This is a genomic window from Nocardia sp. CDC160, from assembly GCF_035818795.1.
GTDB lineage: Bacteria > Actinomycetota > Actinomycetes > Mycobacteriales > Mycobacteriaceae > Nocardia.
The window spans coordinates 1,362,394-1,385,856 of sequence record NZ_JAYKYT010000002.1 but is presented as its reverse complement, the minus strand read 5'-3'; the positions used below and the strand labels follow the sequence as shown (position 1 = coordinate 1,385,856).

The 23,463-nt window shown below is 68.8% G+C and carries 20 protein-coding genes and 1 tRNA gene; 12 read left to right on the top strand and 9 right to left on the bottom strand.

Annotation, left to right across the window (positions count from 1 at the left end):
- Positions 1-16: 16 nt before the first annotated feature.
- Positions 17-529 carry an STM3941 family protein gene (locus VMT40_RS13960; protein ID WP_326358400.1) on the bottom strand — a complete coding sequence of 171 codons (513 nt, stop codon included), beginning with the start codon at positions 527-529 and terminating at the stop codon, positions 17-19.
- Between the two features lie 125 nt (positions 530-654).
- Between VMT40_RS13960 and VMT40_RS13955 the strand changes: the two genes are divergently transcribed.
- The 3 genes from VMT40_RS13955 (at position 655) to VMT40_RS13945 (ending at position 2,634) form a co-directional block, all read left to right on the top strand.
- Positions 655-1,389 carry a spermidine synthase gene (locus VMT40_RS13955; RefSeq protein ID WP_326358399.1) on the top strand — a complete coding sequence of 245 codons (735 nt, stop codon included), beginning with the start codon at positions 655-657 and terminating at the stop codon, positions 1,387-1,389.
- 146 nt (positions 1,390-1,535) lie between these two features.
- Complete coding sequence (locus VMT40_RS13950) at positions 1,536-1,745, top strand: hypothetical protein (protein WP_326358398.1); 210 nt, start codon at positions 1,536-1,538, stop codon at positions 1,743-1,745.
- Positions 1,746-1,818: 73 nt separating this feature from the next.
- Entirely contained in the window at positions 1,819-2,634 is an 816-nt protein-coding gene (locus VMT40_RS13945; RefSeq protein ID WP_326358397.1) for an alpha/beta fold hydrolase, read from the top strand.
- On the opposite strand, the gene VMT40_RS13940 is transcribed toward VMT40_RS13945, so the two are convergent.
- Complete coding sequence (locus tag VMT40_RS13940; RefSeq protein WP_326358396.1) at positions 2,603-3,445, bottom strand: MmyB family transcriptional regulator; 843 nt, start codon at positions 3,443-3,445, stop codon at positions 2,603-2,605. The genes VMT40_RS13945 and VMT40_RS13940 overlap by 32 nt on opposite strands.
- Positions 3,446-3,834: 389 nt before the next feature.
- Positions 3,835-3,916: transfer RNA gene (locus VMT40_RS13935), tRNA-Leu, on the bottom strand.
- 389 nt (positions 3,917-4,305) lie between these two features.
- Between VMT40_RS13935 and VMT40_RS13930 the strand changes: the two genes are divergently transcribed.
- Both VMT40_RS13930 and acpS read left to right on the top strand, forming a co-directional pair.
- Positions 4,306-13,650, top strand: coding sequence for a polyketide synthase (locus VMT40_RS13930; RefSeq protein ID WP_326358395.1), 9,345 nt, complete (start codon positions 4,306-4,308; stop codon positions 13,648-13,650).
- A 148-nt stretch (positions 13,651-13,798) separates the two neighbouring features.
- On the top strand, positions 13,799-14,221 hold the full coding sequence (gene acpS / locus VMT40_RS13925) for a holo-ACP synthase AcpS (RefSeq protein WP_326358394.1): 423 nt from the start codon (positions 13,799-13,801) through the stop codon (positions 14,219-14,221).
- A gap of 17 nt (positions 14,222-14,238) precedes the next feature.
- Here the strand turns inward: acpS and VMT40_RS13920 are convergent, their stop codons facing one another.
- Positions 14,239-14,877: a TetR/AcrR family transcriptional regulator gene (locus tag VMT40_RS13920; protein ID WP_326311905.1), complete on the bottom strand. Its 639-nt coding sequence runs from the start codon at positions 14,875-14,877 to the stop codon at positions 14,239-14,241.
- Between the two features lie 290 nt (positions 14,878-15,167).
- Between VMT40_RS13920 and VMT40_RS13915 the strand changes: the two genes are divergently transcribed.
- Entirely contained in the window at positions 15,168-16,493 is a 1,326-nt protein-coding gene (locus tag VMT40_RS13915) for a hypothetical protein (RefSeq protein ID WP_326358393.1), read from the top strand.
- Between the two features lie 91 nt (positions 16,494-16,584).
- On the opposite strand, the gene bcp is transcribed toward VMT40_RS13915, so the two are convergent.
- Complete coding sequence (bcp, locus tag VMT40_RS13910) at positions 16,585-17,058, bottom strand: thioredoxin-dependent thiol peroxidase (protein ID WP_326358392.1); 474 nt, start codon at positions 17,056-17,058, stop codon at positions 16,585-16,587.
- A 162-nt stretch (positions 17,059-17,220) separates the two neighbouring features.
- Here bcp and VMT40_RS13905 point away from each other — a divergent pair, with 162 nt between their 5' ends.
- Positions 17,221-17,445 carry a DUF3618 domain-containing protein gene (locus VMT40_RS13905; RefSeq protein ID WP_326358391.1) on the top strand — a complete coding sequence of 75 codons (225 nt, stop codon included), beginning with the start codon at positions 17,221-17,223 and terminating at the stop codon, positions 17,443-17,445.
- 188 nt (positions 17,446-17,633) lie between these two features.
- On the opposite strand, the gene VMT40_RS13900 is transcribed toward VMT40_RS13905, so the two are convergent.
- Positions 17,634-17,939, bottom strand: a complete 306-nt coding sequence (locus VMT40_RS13900; protein ID WP_326358390.1) for an excalibur calcium-binding domain-containing protein — start codon at positions 17,937-17,939, stop codon at positions 17,634-17,636.
- 389 nt (positions 17,940-18,328) lie between these two features.
- On the opposite strand from VMT40_RS13900, the gene VMT40_RS13895 reads away from it, so the two are divergent.
- Entirely contained in the window at positions 18,329-18,793 is a 465-nt protein-coding gene (locus VMT40_RS13895) for a MarR family winged helix-turn-helix transcriptional regulator (RefSeq protein ID WP_326358389.1), read from the top strand.
- Positions 18,794-18,796: 3 nt separating this feature from the next.
- On the opposite strand, the gene VMT40_RS13890 is transcribed toward VMT40_RS13895, so the two are convergent.
- Both VMT40_RS13890 and VMT40_RS13885 read right to left on the bottom strand, forming a co-directional pair.
- On the bottom strand, positions 18,797-19,828 hold the full coding sequence (locus VMT40_RS13890; protein WP_326358388.1) for a crotonase/enoyl-CoA hydratase family protein: 1,032 nt from the start codon (positions 19,826-19,828) through the stop codon (positions 18,797-18,799).
- 51 nt (positions 19,829-19,879) lie between these two features.
- Positions 19,880-20,194 carry a hypothetical protein gene (locus tag VMT40_RS13885; RefSeq protein WP_326358387.1) on the bottom strand — a complete coding sequence of 105 codons (315 nt, stop codon included), beginning with the start codon at positions 20,192-20,194 and terminating at the stop codon, positions 19,880-19,882.
- Positions 20,195-20,323: 129 nt separating this feature from the next.
- On the opposite strand from VMT40_RS13885, the gene VMT40_RS13880 reads away from it, so the two are divergent.
- Together VMT40_RS13880 and VMT40_RS13875 are read left to right on the top strand one after the other, a co-directional pair.
- Positions 20,324-20,713, top strand: a complete 390-nt coding sequence (locus VMT40_RS13880; protein WP_326358386.1) for a VOC family protein — start codon at positions 20,324-20,326, stop codon at positions 20,711-20,713.
- A gap of 27 nt (positions 20,714-20,740) precedes the next feature.
- On the top strand, positions 20,741-21,598 hold the full coding sequence (locus tag VMT40_RS13875) for a GNAT family N-acetyltransferase (RefSeq protein ID WP_326358385.1): 858 nt from the start codon (positions 20,741-20,743) through the stop codon (positions 21,596-21,598).
- A 51-nt stretch (positions 21,599-21,649) separates the two neighbouring features.
- On the opposite strand, the gene VMT40_RS13870 is transcribed toward VMT40_RS13875, so the two are convergent.
- A complete protein-coding gene (locus VMT40_RS13870) occupies positions 21,650-22,096 on the bottom strand; it encodes a MarR family winged helix-turn-helix transcriptional regulator (RefSeq protein WP_326358384.1) in 447 nt (148 codons plus the stop codon).
- A gap of 78 nt (positions 22,097-22,174) precedes the next feature.
- On the opposite strand from VMT40_RS13870, the gene VMT40_RS13865 reads away from it, so the two are divergent.
- Positions 22,175-22,549 carry a cupin domain-containing protein gene (locus tag VMT40_RS13865; protein WP_326358383.1) on the top strand — a complete coding sequence of 125 codons (375 nt, stop codon included), beginning with the start codon at positions 22,175-22,177 and terminating at the stop codon, positions 22,547-22,549.
- Positions 22,550-22,606: 57 nt separating this feature from the next.
- Entirely contained in the window at positions 22,607-23,425 is an 819-nt protein-coding gene (locus tag VMT40_RS13860) for a thioesterase family protein (RefSeq protein WP_326358382.1), read from the top strand.
- Positions 23,426-23,463 lie beyond the last annotated feature (38 nt).

Below are 23,463 nucleotides of genomic sequence, written 5' to 3'. Positions count from 1 at the left end.
GCCGGGACGATAGCCGCTACGACTCGATGACGAGGTTCGGATGGTGGCGGCGCATGGCCTCGGCGAGATCCTGCAGCGAGGCCGGGACGGTATGGGCGGAGATGGTCACGGGGCTCAGGCCGAAGCCCCGGTTGGCTTGTCCCAGTGCCCGTTTGAGGAGGGGCCCGCGGTTCAGGTAAGCGTCCGGATCGTGCAGCAGGACCTCGAGGAAGCCCTGCCAGCCGATCTGTTGGAAGCGAATACGCTCGATCTCGGCCCATTCGAGGGAACCGCGACTGTGGTGGGTGATGCCCGCGGCGGTAATGGTCAGTTCGGGCGAGCGACGGACCAGATGCAGCATGGTGACGGCGAGGTAGGTCAGGAAGAAGCAGACCGCGAGCAGACCCACCACCATCGCGCTGGCCTCACCGGTCTCGAACAGCTTCACGCCGAACTGGACGAAGAGGAAGGCTCCCAGTGCGTGCAGCAGGGTGCGCGGCTTCGACGACTGGAAGACGGTCGCGGTGGCGTGGGCGTCGGGGGTATTCACGGTCCCTCTCCGAGGATCTCGCACCGCTGGGGTGCGTCGGCGTAACCCACTCACGCTAGCCATCGACCCGGCGAGCTGAATCGGTCGCCCAATCAGTCGGGTCGCGGCCCTGCCATCATGTACCGATGAGTAACTGGCTGGAGGCACCCGCGAGCCGCACCGTGCGGTTCGGCACCGCCGAGTTGCGGGCCGACGCCGAACGGCCGGGCGGTTGGCTGCTGACCGTCAATGGCATCGCCCAGTCCTACGTCGACCTGGACGATCCGACCTTTCTCGAACTCGAATACGTCCGCTACCTCGGCTATGTGGTCGACGCCCTGGAACCGTCCACCGCCCCGCTGGACGTGGTGCACATCGGCGCGGGCGGAGCCACCTTCCCGCGCTACCTCGCCGCCGTGCGACCCGGCTCCCGCCACCTGGTCATCGAGGCCGACGAGGCCCTGGCCGAATTCGTGGACGAGCGCCTGGGTTTGCGCTCCATACCGGGCCTCGAACTGCGCCTCGCCGACGGCCTCACCGAAATCGACACGCTCCCACCGGCTTCCGCGGACCTGGTGATCGCCGACGCCTACGAGGGCCTCCGCCTGGCCCGCGGCATCACCGGGGCCGCCTTCACCACCGAGGTCGCCCGCGTGCTCCGCCCCGAGGGCGTCTACCTGCTGAATCTGGTCGGCACCCGCCACAACCTGGACGCCATCCGCGCGATCTTCCCCCACCGGGTCCTGCTCGACGGCGATGTCTTCGCCGACTACAACGGCAACCAGGTCCTGGCCGCCAGCCGCGTTCCCCTCCCACTCGAGGCGTTGCGTCAGCGATCCGGCCAAGCCATGCCCCCGGTCCGCGTCTCAGTCGACGGCTGAAAAGCGTTCCGCGCGTGGCCCAGCACACGAACCGTGCGGTTCGTAAGTGTCGATGGCATGTCCGGCTGTGATTGAGTGCTGGAGTGGGAGACGAACTTTCAGCTATCGGCGGTCGTCGTGACACTGGTGCGAGTCGTCAGCGCCCCGTGAGCCTGGGTGGGCGCATCGACAATCTCGGCACCTATCGATTCCTGTGCCCCACCCCGGGTTGCCGGTGGTACCGCGACGAGAACACCACCCACACCAACCCGGACTGGCGCGAGCGGGTCGAGGCCGCGATCGACGACCACCTCGCCGCCAAGCACCCGCACTGGATCCATCCGGAATACGATCGGCTCGAACCCGACGAGACATAATGCCGGACCTACCTCTGCACAGAGTGTGCCCCGGGCCGCGACAGCGGGCCGAAGGCGCGGTTAGGCTACGGCAATGCCGTACGTCAGTACCGATGGGGCTCGCGTCTTCTACACCGACTCCGGTGGTCACAGCAGCTCGGTCGTCGTGTTGAGTCATGGATTCTTCATGGACCTGTCGATGTTCGCGCCGCAGGTGGAATACCTGGAAGCCAAGGGCTTCCGGGTGCTGTGCTGGGACGCCCGCGGGCACGGCGGCACCGTCGCCGAACCGAATCGGCCCTTCACCTACTGGGATTCGGCACGCGACCTGTTGGCCGTCATGGACGCGGCGGGCGTGGACCGGGCCATCCTGGGCGGAATGTCGCAGGGCGGCTACACGATTCTGCGCACCGCCCTGCTCGCCCCCGAGCGCGTGCAGGGGCTGATCCTGCTCGACACCGAGGCCGGTGACTCGTCCGAGGAGCAGCGGGCCGACTATCGCCAACTGTTCGACGCGTGGACGAATCCCGAAGTGCCGCTGGCGAATCTGGCCGACGGCCTGGCGCCGCAGCTGATCGGCGGCACGGCGGCCGACCAGGCGCCGTGGCGCGCCAAATGGGCGGTCAGCGACCGTTCGGCCATTACCCAGGCCGCCAACTGCCTGATCGAACGGGAGTCCCTGCTCGACCGATTGGACGAGATCACCTGCCCGGCCCTGGTGCTGCGCGGTGAATTCGACGGCTCCAGCACCGCCGACAAGTCCGCCGCCCTCGCGGCCGGACTGCCCGGGTCCGGTCCGGTGACCACGATCCTCGGCAGCGGCCACGCCGCCAACTGGACCGACCCCGAGCCGGTCAACGACGCGATCGGCGGATTCCTCAGTCGGCTGGCGAATTCGTCGGCCCGCTGAAGGCCTCGCGCATCCCGATGAACCACTGAAACGGTGCGTCCACACTGGGCACATCGGTGATCCGGACCCGCACGCTGTAGGGCTTGCGGGTCACCGGTTCCCGCAGGTGCATCAGGGGCTGATGGCGTTCGAAGTCGACGCGCTCGGCCAGATACATCGCCCGGAAGGGCTCACACGAGCTGAGCCGATCCAGCAGGTCCAGCGCCCACTGCGGGTTCTGGTACCTGCCCATGTGCCACCGGAACCAATTCACGGTGAGCCGGGCCTCGTCCTCCCATTCGATCATCACCCGGCGCGACTCCGGGACGAGGAAGAACCAGATCAGAATGTTCTCCACCTCCGACAGGCGGGGAAACGCGCGGTCGTAGGCTTCGTTGGCCCACAACACGTTCCAGCGCTCGTCGACATATCCCGACAGATGCGGGATCAGCCCGTCACCCGCCGCGCGCAGATCGTCGGAGATCAGTTCCCGCATGCGGGCGACCGGCATCGGGGTGTGCGTGCGCGGGCCCGGAGTCTTGGGCGCCGCGAGATTGTGCATGTGCTGCCGCTCGGCGGGCGTCAGCCGCAGCGCGCGGGCGATCGCGTCCACCACCTCGGGACTGGGCGCGGTCTTCTCGCGCTGCTCGATCTGCGCGATATAGCTCGCGCTGACATCACACAGACCGGCCAGCGCCGGACGGCTCAGGCCGCGGGGATGATCCGGGTATCTCGGAGCCGTGCGATGGGTTCGAACGAAGTCGGCGAGGTTCGGAGCCAATAACCGCTCGACCTCGGCCTCCTCCCGCAGCGCGGTGTAGCCAGCTTTCACGGCAGCAGAATACTCTCCGGTAAGCACCACGGCCCGAACGAGATTGCGCCCCGAGGCCCCGGAAACCCCTGTTGGAGTGGGTATCCCGCGCGCATTCCGCATCGACCACCGGCCAGAGGTACCTCTGACCAGCGTGCCCTCGCCATCTTTACCGCCGTGATCGCGCCGTGATCTGATTTCCCAGCCCCCGCCTCACCCCCAGGGAGGACGGGATCCCGCTGCGAGGGCTGCGCGAAGGGGGCGCAGCCCTCGCGCGCGGACGGCATTCCTTCGTTCTGTGATCCCCGCCCCATCCCGGTTGCCCACCGGTTGCGCGCATCTGAAAAGCGCTGGCGGAGTCGAGCTTCTGCGGTGTCGAGGGCGGCGCGGCGCGCCCTCGATCTTTGTTGTGCGCGAGGCGGGACTTGAACCCGCACGTCCGAGGACACCAGAACCTAAATCTGGCGCGTATGCCAATTTCGCCACTCGCGCTAACGGTACGACCGTCCAAACTTTACCGGGTCTAACGGGGATCGCGAAGTACTGGGGGAGCGTGGCGTACTGGTCGGTAACCCTAGCTGGGATTATAACGATTTGATAAACCTCAATGTGAGGGAGCCTCATATTTCCTTCACGGGTGTAACTGAGCTCACCAGCGGGTTCAAACATGAGGGAGGGTCATGTTTCGGAGCATTCTGGTACGGACGTACGTAAATACCGGGCGGTAGAGACCCTGGGGGTAACCAAACATGAGGAGATCCTCATGATTTTGTGCCATCCTCGGCGTCTACCAGGGCCTGCGGGCCGAGGGGATACCTGCGCACCGTGAGCGCGGCCCAGTCCTGTTGATGGGGGCCGCCAGGAGAAGGAAGTCGATTGTCTTGACGATCAACGAGAGCACCGGGACCGGATCGAAGGCCAGGGCGGCGGGGAAGTCACGGGAGAGTGGGGTCAGGTCGTCACTGTTGGACCGGTTGCTGGGAGGCGCGCCGTACGCCCTCGCATTCGGTGGACAGGGGGCGCAGTGGCTCAGTGAACTCGAGGAGATCGGGCGCGATTCGGCGCTCGAGCCGGAGCTCACCGCACTGGTCAACGAGGCGGCCGCCAAGCTGGAGCCGGTCGCGTCGCAGCTGCTCGTAGTCCGTCCGGTCGGTTTCGATCCGATCGCGTGGATGCTGGAAGAAGAGATCGCCGATCCGGAGCTGGGGGAGGTGTCGGGAGCGCCGTCAGCGCAGGTGTTGCGCTCCGCCGCCGTCTCGATGCCCGGTGTGTTCCTGACCCAGGTCGCCGCGCTGCGCGCGCTGCGCCTGCAGGGCCTCGACATCGTCGCGCACGCGCCCGCCGCCGTCATCGGCCACTCGCAGGGCCGCATCGCCGCCACCGCCGCCGAGGCGCACGGGCAGCGCGATGCCGAACTGCTCGCGGTGGCCCAATTGATCGGTGCCGCCGCCGGACTGGTCGCCCGTCGCCGCGGACTGCTGCCGGTGGGGGAGAAGTCCCCGATGGTCGCCGTCTCCAATGTCGATCCCGAGGCGCTGCAGGCCGTCATCGACGAGGTCATGGCCGGGGTCGCCCCCGAGAAGGCCGCCGTGCTGTCCATTCGCAACGGCCGCCGCCGCGCGGTGCTCAGCGGCCCGGTCGCCCAGCTGGACCGCGTGCGCCAGCGCGCCGCCGAGATCAATGCCGAGCAGGCCCGCGAGCGCGACGCCAAGAAGCGCGGCGGCGCGGTCTTCGCCCCGGTCTTCGAGGACATCCCCGTCGAGGTGGCCTTCCACCACCCGGCGCTGGCCGAGACCGTGGAGCTGGTCAAGGGCTGGGCGCAGCAGTGCGGCCTGGACGCCGAGCTGGCCGCCGCCCTCACCCAGGAGGTACTGGTCGATCCGATCGACTGGGTCTCCATCGTCGACAACACCGTCGCCGAAGGCGCGCAGTGGATTCTGGACCTCGGTCCCGGTGATCTGCTGTCCCGCCTCACCTCCGGCACGCTCAAGGGCACCGGCGTCGGCGTGCTCGCCGCCTCCACCCGCCCGGGCCAGCGCAGCCTGTTCACCCCCGGCGCGGCCCCCGAGGTGGCCCCGGCGTGGAGTGAGTTCGCGCCCAAGCCGATTCGCCTGCCCAATGGCCGCATCGTGGTCGAGACGGCGTTCACCAAGCTCACCGGTCGCTCCCCGATCCTGCTGGCGGGCATGACCCCCACCACGGTCGACGCGAAAATCGTCGCGGCCGCGGCCAATGCGGGCCACTGGGCCGAGCTGGCCGGTGGCGGTCAGGTCACCGAGCAGATCTTCGCCGACCGCGTCGAGGAGCTGAAGAGCCTGCTGCAGCCCGGTCGCGCGGTGCAGTTCAACTCGCTGTTCCTGGACCCGTACCTGTGGAAGCTGCAGCTGGGCGGCAAGCGCCTCGTGCAGAAGGCCCGCACCGCCGGTGCCCCGCTGGACGGCGTCATCGTCACCGCCGGTATCCCCGAACTCGAAGAGGCCGTTGCCCTCATCGAGGAGCTGACCGAGGTCGGCATCACCCACGTGGCGTTCAAGCCCGGCACCGTGGCCCAGATCCGCGCCGTGCTGCGCATTGCCGACTCGGTGCCCGGCTACCCGGTCATCATGCATATCGAGGGCGGCAAGGCCGGTGGCCACCACTCCTGGGAAGACCTCGACGACCTGCTGCTCGAGACCTACGCCGAGCTGCGCGGCCGCGACAATGTGATCGTCTGCGTCGGCGGCGGCATCGGCACGCCCGAGCGCGCCACCGAATACCTGACCGGCGAATGGTCCACCCAGCACGGCTATCCGGCCATGCCCCTGGATGGCGTGCTGGTCGGCACCGCCGCCATGGCGACCCTCGAGGCCACCACGGCCCCCGAGGTCAAGCAGCTGCTGGTCGACACCCCCGGCACCCCCGATTGGGTCGGCGCGGGCACCGCGTCGGGCGGAATGGCTTCCGGCCGTTCGCAATTGGGCGCGGACATTCACGAGATCGACAATGCCGCCTCGCGTACCGGCCGCCTGCTGGACGAGGTCGCCGGTGACGCCGAGGCCGTGGCCGCGCGCCGCGCGGAGATCATCGAGGCGCTCAACGTCACCGCCAAGCCCTACTTCGGCGACGTCGCCACCATGACCTACCTGGAGTGGCTGGAGCGCTACGTCGAGCTCGCGGTCGGCCTGGACCGCCGCAAGGACTTCGACTGCGGCGCCGACTTCTCCGACGCCATCGCCGACGCCACCCGCTCGGTGTGGCTGGACATCACCTGGCGCGACCGGTTCGCGGAAATGGTGCGCCGCACCGAATCCCGCCTGAACCCGGCCGACCGGGGCGAGATCGCAACGCTTTTCGCCAGCGACGACGCCTTCGAGGCTCCCGTGCAGGCCATTTGCACCCTGAAGGAGCAGTACCCGGCCGCCGCCGAGACCGTGCTGCACCCGGCCGACGTCCCGTTCTTCGTGAGCCTGTGCAAGACCCCCGGCAAGCCGGTCAACTTCGTCCCGGTCGTCGACCAGGACGTACGCCGCTGGTGGCGTTCGGATTCCCTGTGGCAGGCCCACGATCCGCGCTACAGCGCCGACCAGGTGTGCATCATCCCCGGCACCGTCGCCGTCGCGGGCATCACCCGCGTGGACGAGCCGGTCGGTGAGCTCCTGGACCGCTTCGAGCAGAACACCGCCTTCGCCCTGGTGCGCGCGGGTGTCGTCCCGGCCGCCGTGGACGGCCGCCGCCGCGCCGAGGTCGCCAACGGCCTGCTCGACATCGTGCTGGCCGCACCGGATGTGCAGTGGGCCGGACGCACCACCGTCAACCCCATTCACCGCCTGGGCAACCTGGACGAGTGGGAGATGAACGGCAAGGGCGCCAAGCACCCGCGCACCGGTGCCACCCTGTCCGCCACCGAAGGACCCGAAACCGATTCCGCCTATGTAGAATTGGCCGTGCCGCTGCTCGGCAAGGACGCCGTCAAGATCCGCATCACCGTCCCGTCCTCCGTGTACAACGGTGGCGCGCCGGTCATTACGGAGGACGACGCCGAGGCCGCCATGTCGGCGCTGCTGTCCGTCGCGGCCGGGCAGGCGCTGCCCGAGGTCAAGGACGTCGACGGTGTCAAGGTCGCCCGCGTCAATGTGGCCTGGAGCCCGGACCTGATCGCCGACCACGCCGGTGTCACCGGATCCGGTCTGCCGGACTCGCTGAGCACCATCGGCCGCACCGTGCCCGACGTGCTGGTCGGCGCCTGCTGGCCCGCCGTGTTCGCCGTCCTCGGCGCGACCCGCACCGCCGCCGGGCAGAGCGTCATCGAGGGCATGCTCGACCTGGTGCACCTCGATCACCAGATCGAGCTGAACGGTGAATTGCCCGCCACCGCAGCAGTTCTCGCGGTCCGCGCCGAATCGGTCGAGACCCTCGACACCGATCTGGGCCGGGTCGTCGAGGTGCGGGTGCGCATCTCGGGCATGCTCGACAAGCCCGAGACCGGCATGTCCATGCCGACCGTCGCCACCCTGACCGAGCGCTTCGCCATTCGCGGTCGCACCGGCTCCGCCGAGCTGGCCGACCCGCCGCGCGCGGCCGGTTCGCTCTCGGCCGAGGCCACCGACACCCCGCGTCGCCGTCGCCGCGACGTGGCCCTGGTCGCCCCGCGCGCCATGGGCGCCTTCGCGCAGGTCTCGGGTGACTTCAACCCGATCCACACCTCCGAGAACGCCGCCAAGCTGGCCGGTCTGGGTTCCCCGATCGTGCACGGCATGTGGCTCTCGGCCGCCGCGCAGCACGCCGTCTCGGCCATCGACAGCAATGACAAGGTGCCCCCGCGCACCATCACCGCCTGGACCACCCGCTTCCTGGGCATGGTCCGGCTGGGTTCCGCGGTCGACGTGCGCGTGGAACGCGTTGCGGTGGACCACGGTTCGGAGATCGTCGAGGTCTCCTGCCGGATCGACGGCAACCTGGTGATGACCGCCACCGGCCGCATCGCGCCGCCGAAGACCGTCTACGCCTTCCCGGGACAGGGCATTCAGGCCAAGGGGATGGGGCTGGAGGCACGCACTCGCTCCAAGGCCGCCAAGGAGATCTGGGACGCCGCCGACAAGCACACCCGCGAGGCGCTGGGCTTCTCGATCCTGGCCGTGGTGCGCGACAACCCGACCTACCTCAAGGCGCGCGGCGTGGAATACCGCCACCCGCAGGGCGTGCTGCACCTGACCCAGTTCACCCAGGTGGCCATGGCCACCCTCGGCGTGGCCCAGGTCGCGGAGCTGCGCGAGGCCGGTGCCTTCATCGAAGGGGCAATGCTCGCAGGGCATTCCGTCGGTGAGTACAACGCGCTGGCCGCCGCCGCGGGCGTGCTGCCGCTGAACGCGGTGCTGGAGGTCGTGTTCCAGCGCGGTTCGGCCATGCACGAGCTGGTGCCCCGGGATGCCCAGGGCCGCAGCGACTACCGCATGTGCGCGATCCGGCCCTCGCAGATCGGCATTGCCGACGACGAGGTCATCGACTGGGTCAAGGGCATCGGCGAGCGGGCCGGGGAGTTCCTCGAGGTCGTCAACCTCAACCTGCGCGGCTCGCAGTACGCCATCGCGGGCACCGTGAAGGGTTGCGAGGCACTGGAAGCCGAGATCGAGCGGCTGCGCGCCGAGACCGGCGGCAAGCGCGCGTTCGTGCTCATCCCGGGCATCGACGTGCCGTTCCACTCCACCGTGCTGCGCGCCGGTGTGCCCGAGTTCCGGGCCAAGCTGCTGGATCTGCTGCCGCAGGACCTCAAGCCCGAGCTGCTCATCGGCCGCTACATCCCGAACCTGGTGCCCAAGCCGTTCAACCTGGAGCGCGAATTCATCCAGGAGATCGCGGATCTGGTGCCGTCCGAGCCGCTGGCGGAGGTGCTGGCGAACTGGGAGGAGCGCTCCGCCAACCAGGTCGAGCTGTGCCGCGTGGTGCTGGTCGAGCTGCTGGCCTGGCAGTTCGCCAGCCCGGTGCGCTGGATCGAGACCCAGGACCTGCTGTTCACCGATGTCGAGCACGGTGGCGTGGGCGTCGAGCGGTTCGTCGAAATCGGTTTGGCCGCAACGCCGACCGTGGCGAACCTGGCCGCGAACACGCTGAAGCTGCCGCAGTTCGGCAACGCGGTCGTCGAGGTGCTCAATATCGAGCGCGAGCGCGGCATCGTCTACTCGACCGACACCGATCCGGCTCCGGTGGAGGAGGTCGAGGAGGCCCCCGCCGCCGAGACCGCCGCTGCCGCACCGGCTCCGGCCGCCGCCGCCCCGGCCCCCGTGGCCGTGCCGACCGGTGGTCCGACCCCGGACGACATCGCCTTCACCGCCGCCGACGCCACCCGCGTGCTCATCGCGCTGTGGACCAAGCTGCGCATGGACCAGATCGGTCCGGTGGACACCATCGAGGGCCTGTGCGACGGCGTGTCCTCGCGCCGCAACCAGCTGCTCGTCGACCTCGGCGCGGAGCTCTCGCTCGGTGCCATCGACGGTGCCGCGGACGCGGACATGGGCGCGCTGTCGGCCACCGTCGACCGCCTGGCCCGCACCTACAAGCCGTTCGGCTCGGTGCTGTCCGACTCCATCGGCGATCACCTGCGCAAGGTCTTCGGCCCCTCCGGCAAGCGCCCCGCCGCCATCGGCGAGCGCGTGAAGAAGGTCTGGGGTCTGGGCGACGGCTGGGCCAGCCACGTCACCGCCGAGGTCTCCCTCGGCACCCGCGAGGGCCAGTCGGTCCGCGGTGGCGATCTGGGCGGCCTTGTCTCGGGCGGACTTTCGGATGCCGCGTCCGTGGACGCCGCCATCGACGCCGCCGTGCAGTCGGTGGCCGCGCGTCGCGGTGTCGCGGTCTCCATGCCGTCGGCGGGCGGCGGTGCCGGTGGCGGGACCGTCGACGCGGCCGCGCTGGGTGAGTTCACCGAGCAGATCACCGGCCGCGACGGCGTGCTCGCCCAGGCGGCCCGGGTGATCCTGGAGTCGCTCGGCCACGTCGAGCAGGCGTCCGCGCCGGAGGCCACCACCGACACCCTGGTGGATCTGGTGTCGGCCGAATTGGGTTCGGACTGGCCGCGTTTGGTCGCGCCCGCCTTCGACGCCAAGAAGGCCGTGCTCATCGACGACCGGTGGGCAAGTGCCCGTGAGGATCTGGCCCGCCTGTGGTTCGGCAACGACGGCTCCCTCCCCGCCGAGCCCGAGGTGGACGGCTACTACGGTGCCGGGGAAGCCGTTGCGGCCCAGGCCACCTGGTGGCGCAACCGGGCCATGAAGGAGGCCCGCTCGGTGCTGGCCGGTGTCTACGGCGCGATCGCCGAGGCCGCCGTGTCCACCACCGAGGCCGGTGCCTGGTCCTCCGACATCGCCGTGATCACCGGCGCCAGTAAGGGTTCCATCGCGGCGGCGGCCACCGGTCGACTGCTCGCGGGCGGTGCCACCGTCGTGGTCACCACCTCCAAGCTGGACGACGAGCGCCTGGGCTTCTACAAGCAGCTCTACCGCGACAACGCCCGCCACGGTGCCGCCCTGTGGGTGGTTCCGGCGAACATGGCCTCCTACACCGATATCGACGCGCTCATCGAGTGGGTCGGCACCGAGCAGGTCGACAATGCCGGTGGCGCGAAGGTGCTCGTCAAGGATGCGATGACCCCGACGCTGCTGCTGCCCTTCGCCGCGCCCCGCGTGGCCGGTGACCTGGCCGACGCCGGTGCCCGCGCCGAAATGGAAATGCGCGTGCTGCTGTGGTCGGTGGAGCGCCTCATCGGCGGACTGTCCAAGCTGGGCGCCGACCACGATGTGGACGCGAAACTGCATGTGGTGCTCCCGGGTTCGCCCAACCGCGGCATGTTCGGCGGTGACGGCGCCTACGGAGAGTCCAAGGCCGCCCTGGACGCCATCGTCGCCAAGTGGCGCGCGGAGAAGTCCTGGGCCGAGCGGGTCACCCTGGTGCACGCGCTGATCGGCTGGGTGCGCGGCACCGGCCTCATGGGCGGCAACGACCCGCTGGTCGAGGCCGTCGAGAAGGCGGGCGTGCACACCTGGTCCACGCTGCAGATGGCGGACGAACTGCTCAAGTGGTGCAGCTCGCGGGCCCGCGTGGTGACCGCGGCCGGACCGCAGCAGATCGACCTGACCGGCGGTCTCGCCGGGGCCAAGCTGGATCTGCCCGAACTCGCCCGCGAGGCGCGCGAGCAGGCCGAGGCCAAGGCGGCCGAGGAGTCGGAGGGCACGGACGCCGCGACCATCTCGGCGCTGCCCGCCCCGCCGACCCTGAGCTCCAAGCTGCCGACCCCCGAATGGGGCGCGGTGACAGCCGATCTCGACGACATGGTCGTCATCGTCGGCGCGGGCGAGCTCGGCCCCTACGGTTCGGCGCGCACCCGCTTCGAGATGGAGGTCTCCGATCAGCTCTCCGCCGCGGGCGTGCTGGAGCTGGCCTGGACCACCGGCCTGGTCACCTGGGAGAACGATCCCAAGCCGGGCTGGTACGACGTCGAATCCGGTGAGTACGTCGACGAATCCGAGATCGCGGACCGCTACCACGACACCGTGGTGCAGCGGTGCGGCGTGCGCCGCTACGGCGACGACGGCGCCATGATCGACAATGCCGCACCGCTTTTGACCTCGGTGTTCCTGGACAAGGACCTCACCTTCGTGGTCAACAGCGAGGCCGAGGCGCGCGCCTTCTACGCCGCCAACCCGGAGCAGACGCTCGTCACCCCGGTCGACGGCACCGGCGATTGGCAGGTGACCCGCAAGGCGGGCACCGAGATTCGCGTGCCGCGCAAGGCCAAGCTCTCGCGCACCGTCGGCGGTCAGATCCCCACCGGCTGGGATCCCACCAAGTGGGGCATCTCCGCCGATATGGCCAGCTCCATCGACCGGGTGGCGCTGTGGAACATCGTCTGCACCGTGGACGCGTTCCTGAGCTCGGGCTTCAGCCCCGCGGAGCTCATGAGCTGGGTGCACCCGGCCATGGTCGCCAACACCCAGGGCACCGGCATGGGCGGCATGTCGTCGATGCGCTCGCTCTACATCGACAACCTGCTCGGTGAGCCGCACGCCAACGACATCCTGCAGGAGGCCCTGCCCAACGTCGCCCTGGCGCACGTGGTGCAGAGCTACGTCGGCTCCTACGGCGGCATGATCCACCCGGTCGCCGCCTGCGCGACCGCGGCGGTCTCCGTCGAGGAGGGCGTGGACAAGATCAAGCTGGGCAAGGCCGACCTGGTGGTCGCCGGTGGCTACGACGATCTCGGCATCGAGGGCATCGTGGGCTTCGGTGACATGTCGGCCACCGCCGACTCGGCGGCCATGTCCGCCAAGGGCATCAGCGACCGCTACTTCTCCCGCGCCAACGACCGTCGCCGCGGCGGCTTCGTCGAATCGCAGGGCGGCGGAACGGTCTTGCTGGCCCGCGGCTCGGTCGCCCTGGAAATGGGTCTGCCGGTGCTGGGCGTCGTGGCCTACGCGCAGTCCTTCGCCGACGGCGTGCACACCTCGATTCCGGCTCCGGGCCTCGGTGCCCTGGGTGCCGGTCGCGGCGGGCCGGAGTCCAAGCTGGCCAAGGAACTCCGCAAGCTGGGTGTGAGCGCGGACGAGATCGCGGTGGTGTCCAAGCACGACACCTCCACGGCCGCCAACGATCCCAACGAGTCCGAGCTGCACGAGCGGCTGGCCACCTCGCTGGGTCGCTCGGAAGGCGCTCCGCTGTTCGTGATTTCGCAGAAGACCCTCACCGGTCACGCGAAGGGCGGCGCGGCGGCGTTCCAGATGATCGGCCTGTGCCAGGTACTCGAGCAGGGCGTCATCCCGCCCAACCGCAGCCTGGACTGCGTGGACGAGAAGATGGCCCAATACCCGCACCTGGTGTGGCTGCGCGAGGCGCTGGAAGTGGGAGATCGCTTCCCGCTCAAGGCCGGTCTGGTCACCTCGCTCGGCTTCGGGCACGTGTCCGGCCTGGTCGCCATCGTGCACCCGCAGGCGTTCATCGAGGCCATCGCCGACGCCGAGGCGCGAGAAACGTACCGGCGCAAGGCCGAAGAGCGTCAGCTCGCGGGCCGTCAGCGCTTCGTCGAGGCCATGTGCGGCGGGGCCCCGCTCTACGAGCGGCCCGCCGACCGCCGCCTCGGCGGAGATGGCACCCCGGCCAAGAAGTCTCGTCAGCTGGAAGCCGATGTGCTGTTGTCCCAGCAGGCGCGGCTCGGTGCCGATGCGGTCTACGTGGCCGTTCCCCAAGGACCGGCCTGCCAGTAAATAGCCCCTGGCAGGTCTGATACGGCGGGCTCGCGTTACTCGACGCGAGCCCGCCGTTCCATGTGCGCGGGCTACGGTGCCGTAGGTCCGCTGGTATGTTCGCAGCCAATTCGACTGCACCTCACGAGAAATCTAGGAGTCCCGCACTGTGACGATCCTGGGTATCGGCCTGGACTTGGTCACCATCTCCGAGTTCGCCGAACAAATGGAACGCACCGGAACCACCATGCTCCGGGAGAGTTTCACCGCCGGGGAACGGCGCTACTGCCAGAGCAGGGGCACCGATCCGGCCCGCAGCTACGCCACCCGCTGGGCGGCCAAGGAGGCGGTCATCAAGGCGTGGGCCAGCTCTCGCTTCGCCCGCAGCCCGCAGATCGGGGACAACCCGTACCCGCTCATCGAGGTGGTGAACGACGCCTGGGGGCGGCCCAGCATCAAATTGCACGGGCTGGCAGCGGAATTCCTGCCCCGGGTGCGAGTTCACCTGTCGCTCACCCACGATGGGGACACCGCGGCCGCCATGGTCGTCTTGGAGGATCCGGGCGAACTGGCGGACCTGATTCGCGACTAGTCCGGCCTGATCCGCGACTAATCCGGATCGAAGGTCGTGCGCTGTCCGCCCGATCGCGATTCCTTCTCCGCGATCAGCAGATACGCCACCATGAGGCGCTTGAGCTCGGCGACGGCGTCCTCATGGGCCAGCCCGTCCTGCACCGAGAAGTTCAGCATCGAGTACACGACGTGCACCAGCACCTGCGCCATCATCGAGCGCCGACCGCGGGGGGTGCGCGGCATGAGCGGGCGCAGCATCTGCGACACCGCCTCGGCGAACTCCTTCTCGTGGATCGCGCCGGTCGCGCGGGTGGACGGCGTGGACTGCATGGCCAGCCACACCTCGCGCCGCGACGGGTCGGTCATCCACAGATCCGCCAGGTGATCGACCAGCTGCGTCATGTGCCGCAGCCAGTCCATGGACGGGATCTCGCCGTGGAAGTCCGACAGCTCCTGCGAAACCGCCACCAGGTCTTGACGATTCAGCTCGCAGACGATGACGTATTTGTTGGCGAAGAACTGATACAGCGTGCCGATCGGCACCTCGGCGCGGGCCGCGACCTCTTCACAGGTGAACGATTCGAACCCGACCTCGACGAGTAATTCCCGGGAGGCCTGCAACAGGGCGTCGAACTTGCGTTTTGATCGTTCCTGCGTCGGGCGGCGACGGGGCATCAGCTCCTGTGGATCGTCCTGCAGCTCCAACGCAGGGTCCGGTCGTCGCGTCGACCTGGTTCCCGTGCGTGCTTCCACGTTCAACAGCCTACGGGTAGCGACACGCGCATGACACGCTGCGGTACTTCGTGTGTCACCGCGTCCTACCCATCCGAGCCGCCTTCGGCGTCGAAGACCCATCGCAGCTGCGTCTCAGCTGCGGGCTATCCGCTGGGCGGGACTCCGCTGGGTGCGTATCGAAATCCGGGATTCGAAAACATTGTCGGCATGACGACGTTGGAAGGCTGATTGTGGTTGCTTCTCTGTCTGCTCGTTCCGCGGTAACCATCGGCGTCTCCACCGAGCGCGGCACCGTGCGCGCCGTGGCGTTGGCCGATGACGGCGACAAACTGCACGAGCGCGTGGTGCTCGAGCGTGTCGTCGAGATCGGCGGGGATGCGAAGGCGGACTTGGCCGTCGCGGTGGAGTTGGTGATGGAGGACATCGCCGACAAGATCGGCGCCGATCGCGAGATCCTCGGCGCGGCCGTCGCCTACCGCGATGCCGCCGAGCGCCGGGCCATTGTCACCAAGCTGGCCTCCGGGCCCTGGCACGACGCCTCGCTGGTGTCGGCCAAGTCCGCGCACCTCGCGGTCGCGCGGGCCATCACCTGGGTGGACGAGTTCGAGGATCTGGCCATCTGCGAGGTGGTGCCGGGCTTCCAGGCCTTCTCGCTCATCTCGCCGGACCGGAGCCGGGTGCTCGCCGCGGTGACGCTGAGCGGCGGCGCGGCCACCGAGGAGACCATGCGGGCCGCGGTCACCGCCGCCTGGGACCAGTTCGACGCGGCCGGGGTGAAGCCGGACGCGGTGGTGCTCATCGGTTCGGCCGCAACCGAACCCGCGGTGGTGGCGGCGCTGGAGTCGGGCTTCGGGGCGCCGGTCATCCCGTGCGGGGTGGCGGCCATCGCGCCCGCGATCGGTGCGGCCCTGGCGGCATTGCCCGAGGCCGAGTTCGCGGGCGAGGCGGCCGAGCGCATTCGCCGGGCGCGCGGCACCGCGGCGCTGTTCGCGGCGGCCAGCGTGCTGGCGGGCGGATTGGTGGCCGGTGGCGTCTACGCCGCGGGCAGTGATTCCAAGAAGGTGCCGCAGCCCATGCTCATCGACTCCCGGGTCTCGGCCGACGCGCACACCGGGGGCGCGCATCCGGTCGGTGATCAGGCCGCGCCCCCGCCGGATTCCGGCTCGGCCGGTGCGCCGATGGACGGCACACCCGGCATGGTCACCCCGACCGACGCGGCCACCCCCAACCCCGATCAGCCCACGCCCGAGCTGCAGCCGAGTGATCTGGTGACCATCGACCCGGCCACCCTCAATTGGGGCCCGCACTCGGACGGTACGAAGTTCGGCACCCACCCCAAGCCCTTGATCAAGGCCGCCCCCGAGCCGGAGGTCAACTCCAACTCGGACTCCATCATCCCGGCCCCCACCCACGCGGTCGGGGCTCCGACCGAATCCGGCCTGTTCCCCGGCGAACTCGCCCCACCCCCATTAGGCACCCAGGAATTCTCCACCTGGTGGGACAACCACTGGCGCATGATGCTCCAGTGGGCCGCGCAAATGATGCCCAAGGTCTAGCGGTCGCTCCCGACATTTCTCGCATGAGCCCCAGCCGAATCCGGCCGGGGCTCACTGCATTGACGGAAGTTCAGACTGCATTGACGGCAGTTCAGACCGAGAGGTCGCGGCGGAGTTTGGCGACGTGGCCGGTGGCCTTGACGTTGTATTGGGCCACTTCGATCTTGCCGTTCTCGTCGACGAGGAAGGTGGAGCGGATGACGCCGGTGACCTTCTTGCCGTACATCATCTTTTCGCCGAACGCACCGTAGGCGCTCAGTACTTCCTTGTCCGGGTCGGACAGCAGCGGGAAGGTGAGCTTCTCGGTGTCGCGGAACTTGGCGAGCTTGGCGGGCTTGTCGGGGGAGATGCCGACCACCTCGATGCCCGCGCCCTCGAGTTCGGCCAGGTTGTCGCGGAAGTCGCAGGCCTGCTTGGTGCAGCCGGGGGTGCTGGCGGCCGGGTAGAAGTAGACGATCACTTTGCGGCCGCGGTAGTCCGACAGGGAGACGTCCTTGCCGTCGGCGTCGGGCAGGGTGAAGGCGGGCGCGGTGTCGCCGGGACTGAGTCGGTGATTCTCGGTCATGCCGCCACGCTAGTCGACGGGCTCGAGGCGGTGTTGGCGATACACTCCTGAGCAGGTCGGCTCGCCCGCCTCCGCGTCGCCCCGATGCGCAGGCGCCTGCGCGACCGACCCCGAGACGACAGCGCCGCCTGCCCAGCGCGGCTATCCAGACAGGAGTGTGACGTGGCGAGAGACACCGAGGCGATCGAGCGCGAGATCGAGGCGGCACGCAACCGGCTCGCAAGCACCCTCGACGAACTCGCGGTCCGCACCGACCCCCAGCGCCTGGCCGACAACGCCAAACAGTCCGTCATGGCCAAGCTCAACGAGCCCAAGATCAAGTACAGCCTCATCGGCGCAGGCGCCCTCCTCGCCACCCTCATCGTGGTGAAGATCTTCCGCCGCTAGCGAATGCCGACTGACGCAAAGAGAGCGGCCCCGGTCCGATTGGACCGGGGCCGCTCTACTTGTTCGGGGCTCCTCTGAGAGTTCGAGAGTCGCAACCCTTCCCGATTGGGGTTTCAGGGGTTTACCCCTGAGAGTTACGAGAGTTGTTTCAACTCTCGGGGTTACTGCTTCGGCGCGTCAGCGGCGAATCAGACCGTGGGGCAAGCCATGCCGGTGCCGTCGGGATCCAAGTGGGGGCTGTAGCCGGGCTGGCCGCGGAAGAGCGGAGCCACGCCCGCGGCGCGGGCCTGGTCGCAGTTCTGGTAGACCGGACCGCCCGCGGAGCCGGTCTGGGTCAGACCCGCGGAACCGGTGGCGGCGGAACCGGTGTCGATGGCGGACGAGCCGGTGCCCGAGGACCCGGTGGGGACGTCGGCAAGGGCGACGGCGGTCGGGGCTGCGATGGTCGTCAGGCCCGCGACGCTGGCGGTGACGAGAAGCCGTCGAACGTTCATGTATTCCTCAATGTCGGCGCAATAGGGTGGTAACTGGCCCGGTTCGGCGCGGATTGCCACCGCCGCCGCAGGCGATTGCGGCGCGGTGACCGGTCCGGGCTCGGCGTCGAGTGTTCTGGCGCAACGTTGCATTGTCAACCGGATGAGCTATCCCTCCAGGTGAATTAGGGGATTTGCCCCGAACGCCCGGAACCTCTTCTGCCGGAATATGTCTCATTCGTCCTGCCCGGAAAGCCGCTCTCGCATTGACGATTTCCGCCAGAACTACGCAAATCGAACGGCTTGTACTGTACGTCAGCACGCCGTTAGCGGCCCGCGTCGAAGAGCCGGGAGGTTCCTGTGGATCCTTATGGTGTCCGTGTCAACTATCCGTCGATAGTATGGAGCCCATGACGCGCTGGCTGACCGACGAGGAACAGACGACCTGGCAGTCCTACATCCGCATGCGGCAGCGGTTGGACTCCGCGATCTCCGCCGGTCTCGCCCAGGACGGCCTGTCCTTCTCCGACTACGAGGTCCTGGTCGCCCTCTCCGCCGCCGGTGGCCAACTCCGCGCCAAGGAACTCGGGGCCGAGATCTGCTGGGACAAGAGCCGCCTGTCCAAGCATCTGTCCCGCATGGCCACCCGCGGCCTGGTCGACCGCTGTCAGGCCGCCGACGACGCCCGCGGCCGCGAGGTCCGCCTCACCGACGCGGGCCGCCACGCCCTCGAGGCCGCCGCCCCCAATCACGTCGAACTGGTCCGCCGTCTCTTCATCGACGACATGACCCCCACCGAATCCGCGGCCCTGCGCTCCCTCGCCGACCGTGTCGTCGCCGAGGTCGAACGCACCGATATCGAAGGCATCGGCTGAGGCTCAGTCCTTTTCCCGCTCGAACTGCGCGCGTTTCCAGTCGCCGAAGGGCTCGTCGCGTTCGCGGACGGCTTCGCGGAAACCGGCGGTGGCGGAGCGCAATTGGAAGGCGTAGCCCTCGCGGGTGTGGCGGGAGATGCCGTCGAAGACGGTGCTGATCATGCCGGAGTTGAGCACGCCCTGGTTGAGCAGGGCGCTGTTGAGGGCCAGTTTGGCCATGATCAGCTGGTTGATCGGCACCCGGGAAATGCGTTCCAGCAGTTCCTCGGTGCGGGCGTCGAGCTCGTCGGCGGGCGGGGCCTCGATGGCCAGGCCCCACTCCAGCGCCTGCTTGCCGGTGAGGCTGTCACCGGTGAAGAGCATGCGTTTGGCGCGCTGGTCGCCGACCCGGTGCGCCCACATGCCCGCGGCGGGAATGCCCCAGGTGCGGGTGGGCGGGTAGCCGAAGCGGGCGTCGTCGGCGCAGATGATCTGGTCGGCGAACAGCGCGATATCGGTGCCGCCCGCGATGGCGAACCCGTGCACCTTGGCGACGGTCGGCTTGTTGGCGTGCAGCAGGCTGGCGAACCCGCGGTTGAAGCGCGACATCATGGCGTAGTCGACCATGGGATCCCAAGTGCCCCAGGGATTGTGATTGCGCGCCTGCACCACCGGATCGAGCACGGTGCCCTCCGTCGGCTGGGCGCCCTCGGCGGGAGCGAAGCCGTTCTCGGCGAAGATCGACAGGTCGTATCCGCCGCAGAACCCCTTCCCACGCCCGCTCACCACGATCACGTGCACGCGCGGATCCAGATCCGCCCGCTCGACCGCGGCGGCCAGCTCGATGGGAGTGTCCGCGGTGATCGCATTGCCGTGCTCGGGCCGATTGAAGGTGATGCGGGCGATGCGCCCGGTCACCTCGTAGGTCAGCGTGCGACCGGTGTATTCGTTCACCGGCTCGGGGCGGCCCGCGAACAGCGAGTCGTCACCGCCGGTCAGATCCTCGCGCCAGGCCGCCGGGCGCGTTCCGGAGTGGTTCTCGTAATCGGGGGACACTCAAGCAGTGAACCCCGGTTCATTTCTTGCTGTCAAGCCTTCGCGCGGAACCTATTCCCACGGCTTGACCGGCGGTTTCACCCAGAGGATCTTCTCGTCGGCGAACTCCCGCCGCGCCGCGGCGTGCCCGGGATTGCGCGCGGCCCAGGCGTCCTTCTCGGCCAGCAGTCCGGCCACCACCTGCCACGTCTCTTCGGTGCTGGGCGGATTGGTCTCGGCCGCGCGCGCCAGCTTCCGCCGTTGCGCGGCGGGCATATCCAGCAATTCGTCCCCGGTGATCCCGCGCGCCCAGACGTAGGCGGCCAGCCGTCGGGCCTTCTCCTCCCGGCTGCGACTGGCGTGATCGGAGTGCGCGTAGTCGGCCATATCTCCCAACCCCGCAGGTAGTTGACGATGTCTTTGCCCGACCCTACCCGAGCGCCGGGTTATGGTTTCCGGGCAGTTGGATGGCCGCTCCACCGACGAAGGGCTCCCGCCCGCTGAAAGGACACCGCCGTGACCGCGCCGATCGCGCTCAGCTGCGTCACCATCGACTCCGCCGATCCGCGCAGGCTCGCCGAGTTCTATGCCGCCCTGCTGGATTGGCGAATCATGCACTCCGAGGACGGGTACGCGCTGATCACCGATGGCAAGTCGGTGCTGTGCTTCGGTTTCGTGGAGGGGCACGCGGCCGCGCCGTGGCCGGACAACCCGACGCAGCCCAAGCGGGTGCATCTGGATCTGAATGTCGCCGATATCGACCAGGCCACCGATCTGGCGGTCTCCCTGGGCGCGACGATTCCGGAATTCCAGCCGGGCCTCAATCCGGACTGGGACAACCAGCTGCCGTGGGGCATCGTGCTCGATCCCGAGGGGCACCCCATCTGCCTGAATCTGCGTGAGTAGCAGAGGTTTTGCGGCTACCTTGGTGGCATGCCGGATGCCGTGCGTATCGATGATCTCGTCATTGCCCGCGCCACGCCGGGGGAGTGGGCCGCCGTCGTGGAATGGGCCGCCGCCGAGGGCTGGAATCCGGGCGCGCGGGATGTGACCGCGTTCTTCGCGCAGGATCCGGACGGGTTCTTCCTGGGCCGGGTGAACGGTGCGCCCGCCACCGCGGTGTCGGTGGTCAACTACGGCGACGAATTCGCCTTCCTGGGTTTCTATCTCGTGCGGCCCGACCTGCGCGGGCACGGATTCGGGCTGGCCACTTGGGAATTCGGGCTGAAGCACGCGGGGGACCGGGTCGTCGGGTTGGACGGCGTCCCGGATCAGCAGGACAACTATCGACGCAGCGGCTTCGAACTCGCCTATGGCAGTGCGCGATTCATCGGCGTGCCGCGATTGCCCCTACCGGACAACTCGGTCACGGCACTGTCGCCCGCGGATTTCGCCGTCCTACACCCCTACGATTCGGCCTGCCATCCGGCGGACCGCCCTAATTTCCTCACCGCCTGGCTGACCGAACCGGGGCACCGGACGTTCGCCCGCATTGTCGACGGCACGGTGACCGGCTACGCCACATTGCGCCCGGCCCGCGAATCGCTGCGTGTCGGCCCGCTGTTCGCCGACACCCCCGCCGACGCCCGTCAGCTGCTCGCCGCGCTGGCCGCGCATGCGGCGGGAATGCCACTGGCCGTGGATGTTCCGCTCGGCAACGAGGCGGCCGTGCGATTGATGGAAGAGGCCGGATTGCGGCCGAGCTTCGAGACCGCCCGCATGTACACGGGACCGGTTCGCCCGTATGCCCGCGAGCGCGTCTTCGGCGTGACCACCCTCGAACTCGGCTGAGTTACGGGCGGATTCGCTCGATTCTCGTAATCGACCGGGCTGTCCTCGATTTCACCAGGACGACGGCCGCACTCGGCCCGGCGTGACAACGCGCGCGAGCGCATTGCGCAAATCCACGGTCGCCTTCGCCCCGAGCGTGGCCGCCCATTGCTCGGTGAATCGCGCCGCCGCGGCATCGGCGGCGCGGGTGCACGCCCACCCGCGTTCGGTCAGCGTAATGAGCTTGGCCCGCGCATCGGAGGGGTGCGGATTGCGTTGGGCGTAACCCTTTTTCACCAGTTCCTCGACCAACTGGCTGGCGGCCTGCTTGGTCACGCCCAGATGGTCGGCGATCTCGACGACCGTCGCGCCCGCGGGGGCCATGCGCACGAAGGCGAATCCGTGGCTGGGCCGGATATCGGTGAATCCGGCCGCCACGCAGCCCCGATGGATGGCGTCGGTCACCTCCGCGGCGGCCGCGAGGAGGAGCAGCGGCAAGTCCTGTGCGTATCCGGGCATGCCAGGAATCTTGGCACTTGACAGAAAAGTCAACAAGCTTGACCATATAGTCAAGCTGCTTGACCAAAGGAGAAGGCAATGCCAGTAATCCACGCCGCCGACACTCAGGCCCACGACATGCACGGCGCCCGTTTCATCCCGCTGGTCCGGCCCAGCGTGGGCAGCGTCGACCTGTGCGTGTGGCGGGTCGAGGTCGCGCCCGGCACCGAGGGTGTCGCGCACCGCATTCACCGGGAGGAGGCCTTCGTCGTGCTCGAGGGCGGGATCACCCTGACCATCGAGGGCGAGACCGCGGAGCTGGCCGCCGGTGACGCGGCCCTGGCTCCGGCCGGATCCATCATCCGGCTGGACAATCCGGCCGCGAGCCGAGCCGTCGTGCTCGTCAACGCGCCCGTCGGGTTCACCGGCGAGCTGCTCGACGGGACCGTGGTCAACCCGCCCTGGGTGAACTGACCGATTCTGCAACTTGTTCTAATCTAGGAAGATCATCATCCTGGCAGGGGAGGCAGTATGGCCGCGTTCTTCACCCACGAGGACGGTCGCTACCACGCGACCCCGATGGCCGTCAGTGCCTGGTCGCAAGGCCAATTGGCGGGGACGGCCGTCTGCGGCCTGCTGGCTCACCGGCTCGAAACCCACAGTCCCGGGCCCGTTTTCCTCCCCGCGCGATTCACCGCCGACCTGTTCCGCCCGGTGCTCGACGAACCCATCGAACTGCGCAGCTCGATTGTCCGCGACGGCAATCGGATTCGCGCCGTCGACGCCTCGATCGTCCAGCGCGACGAGGTCCGCGCCCGCGCCACCGTGCTGTTCCTGGCCATGGCCGACGAACCGCCGGGTGAGGTCTGGCAGCCCGCCCAGGACCTTCCGGTCCCCGAGCGGCGTCTCGACGGACCGGAAGGTGCTCCGCCGCTGTTCAAGTCCGGGGCGGGGGACTGGACCCACGATTTCGCCTCGGGTGTCAATTCGTTCCGGAAGTCGGCGTGGAACAACGTCCCGGCCATTGTCGAGGGGCGGGCCGTGACGCCGTTCGAGCGCGCCGCGTTCGTCAGCGATACCGCCAATCTGGTCTGCAATTGGGGCACGCAGGGGGTCGGCCACATCAATACCGATGTCGCCCTCGCCCTCGTGCGCCTGCCCGAAGGCCCCGAACTCGGCATCGTGGCCCAGAACCGGGTCGCCGCGAACGGTATCGCCGTCGCCACCACCACCCTCTACGACCGCATCGGTCCGGTGGGCACCTGCACCATCACCGCCCTGTCCAATGCGATGCGGCAGGTCGACATGGCCGAATTCGCGGCCGCCCGGGGCATTCCGGTACCGCGCTGACCTGGGCGGTCGACATCCCCCGGGGAAGCGGGTATGCG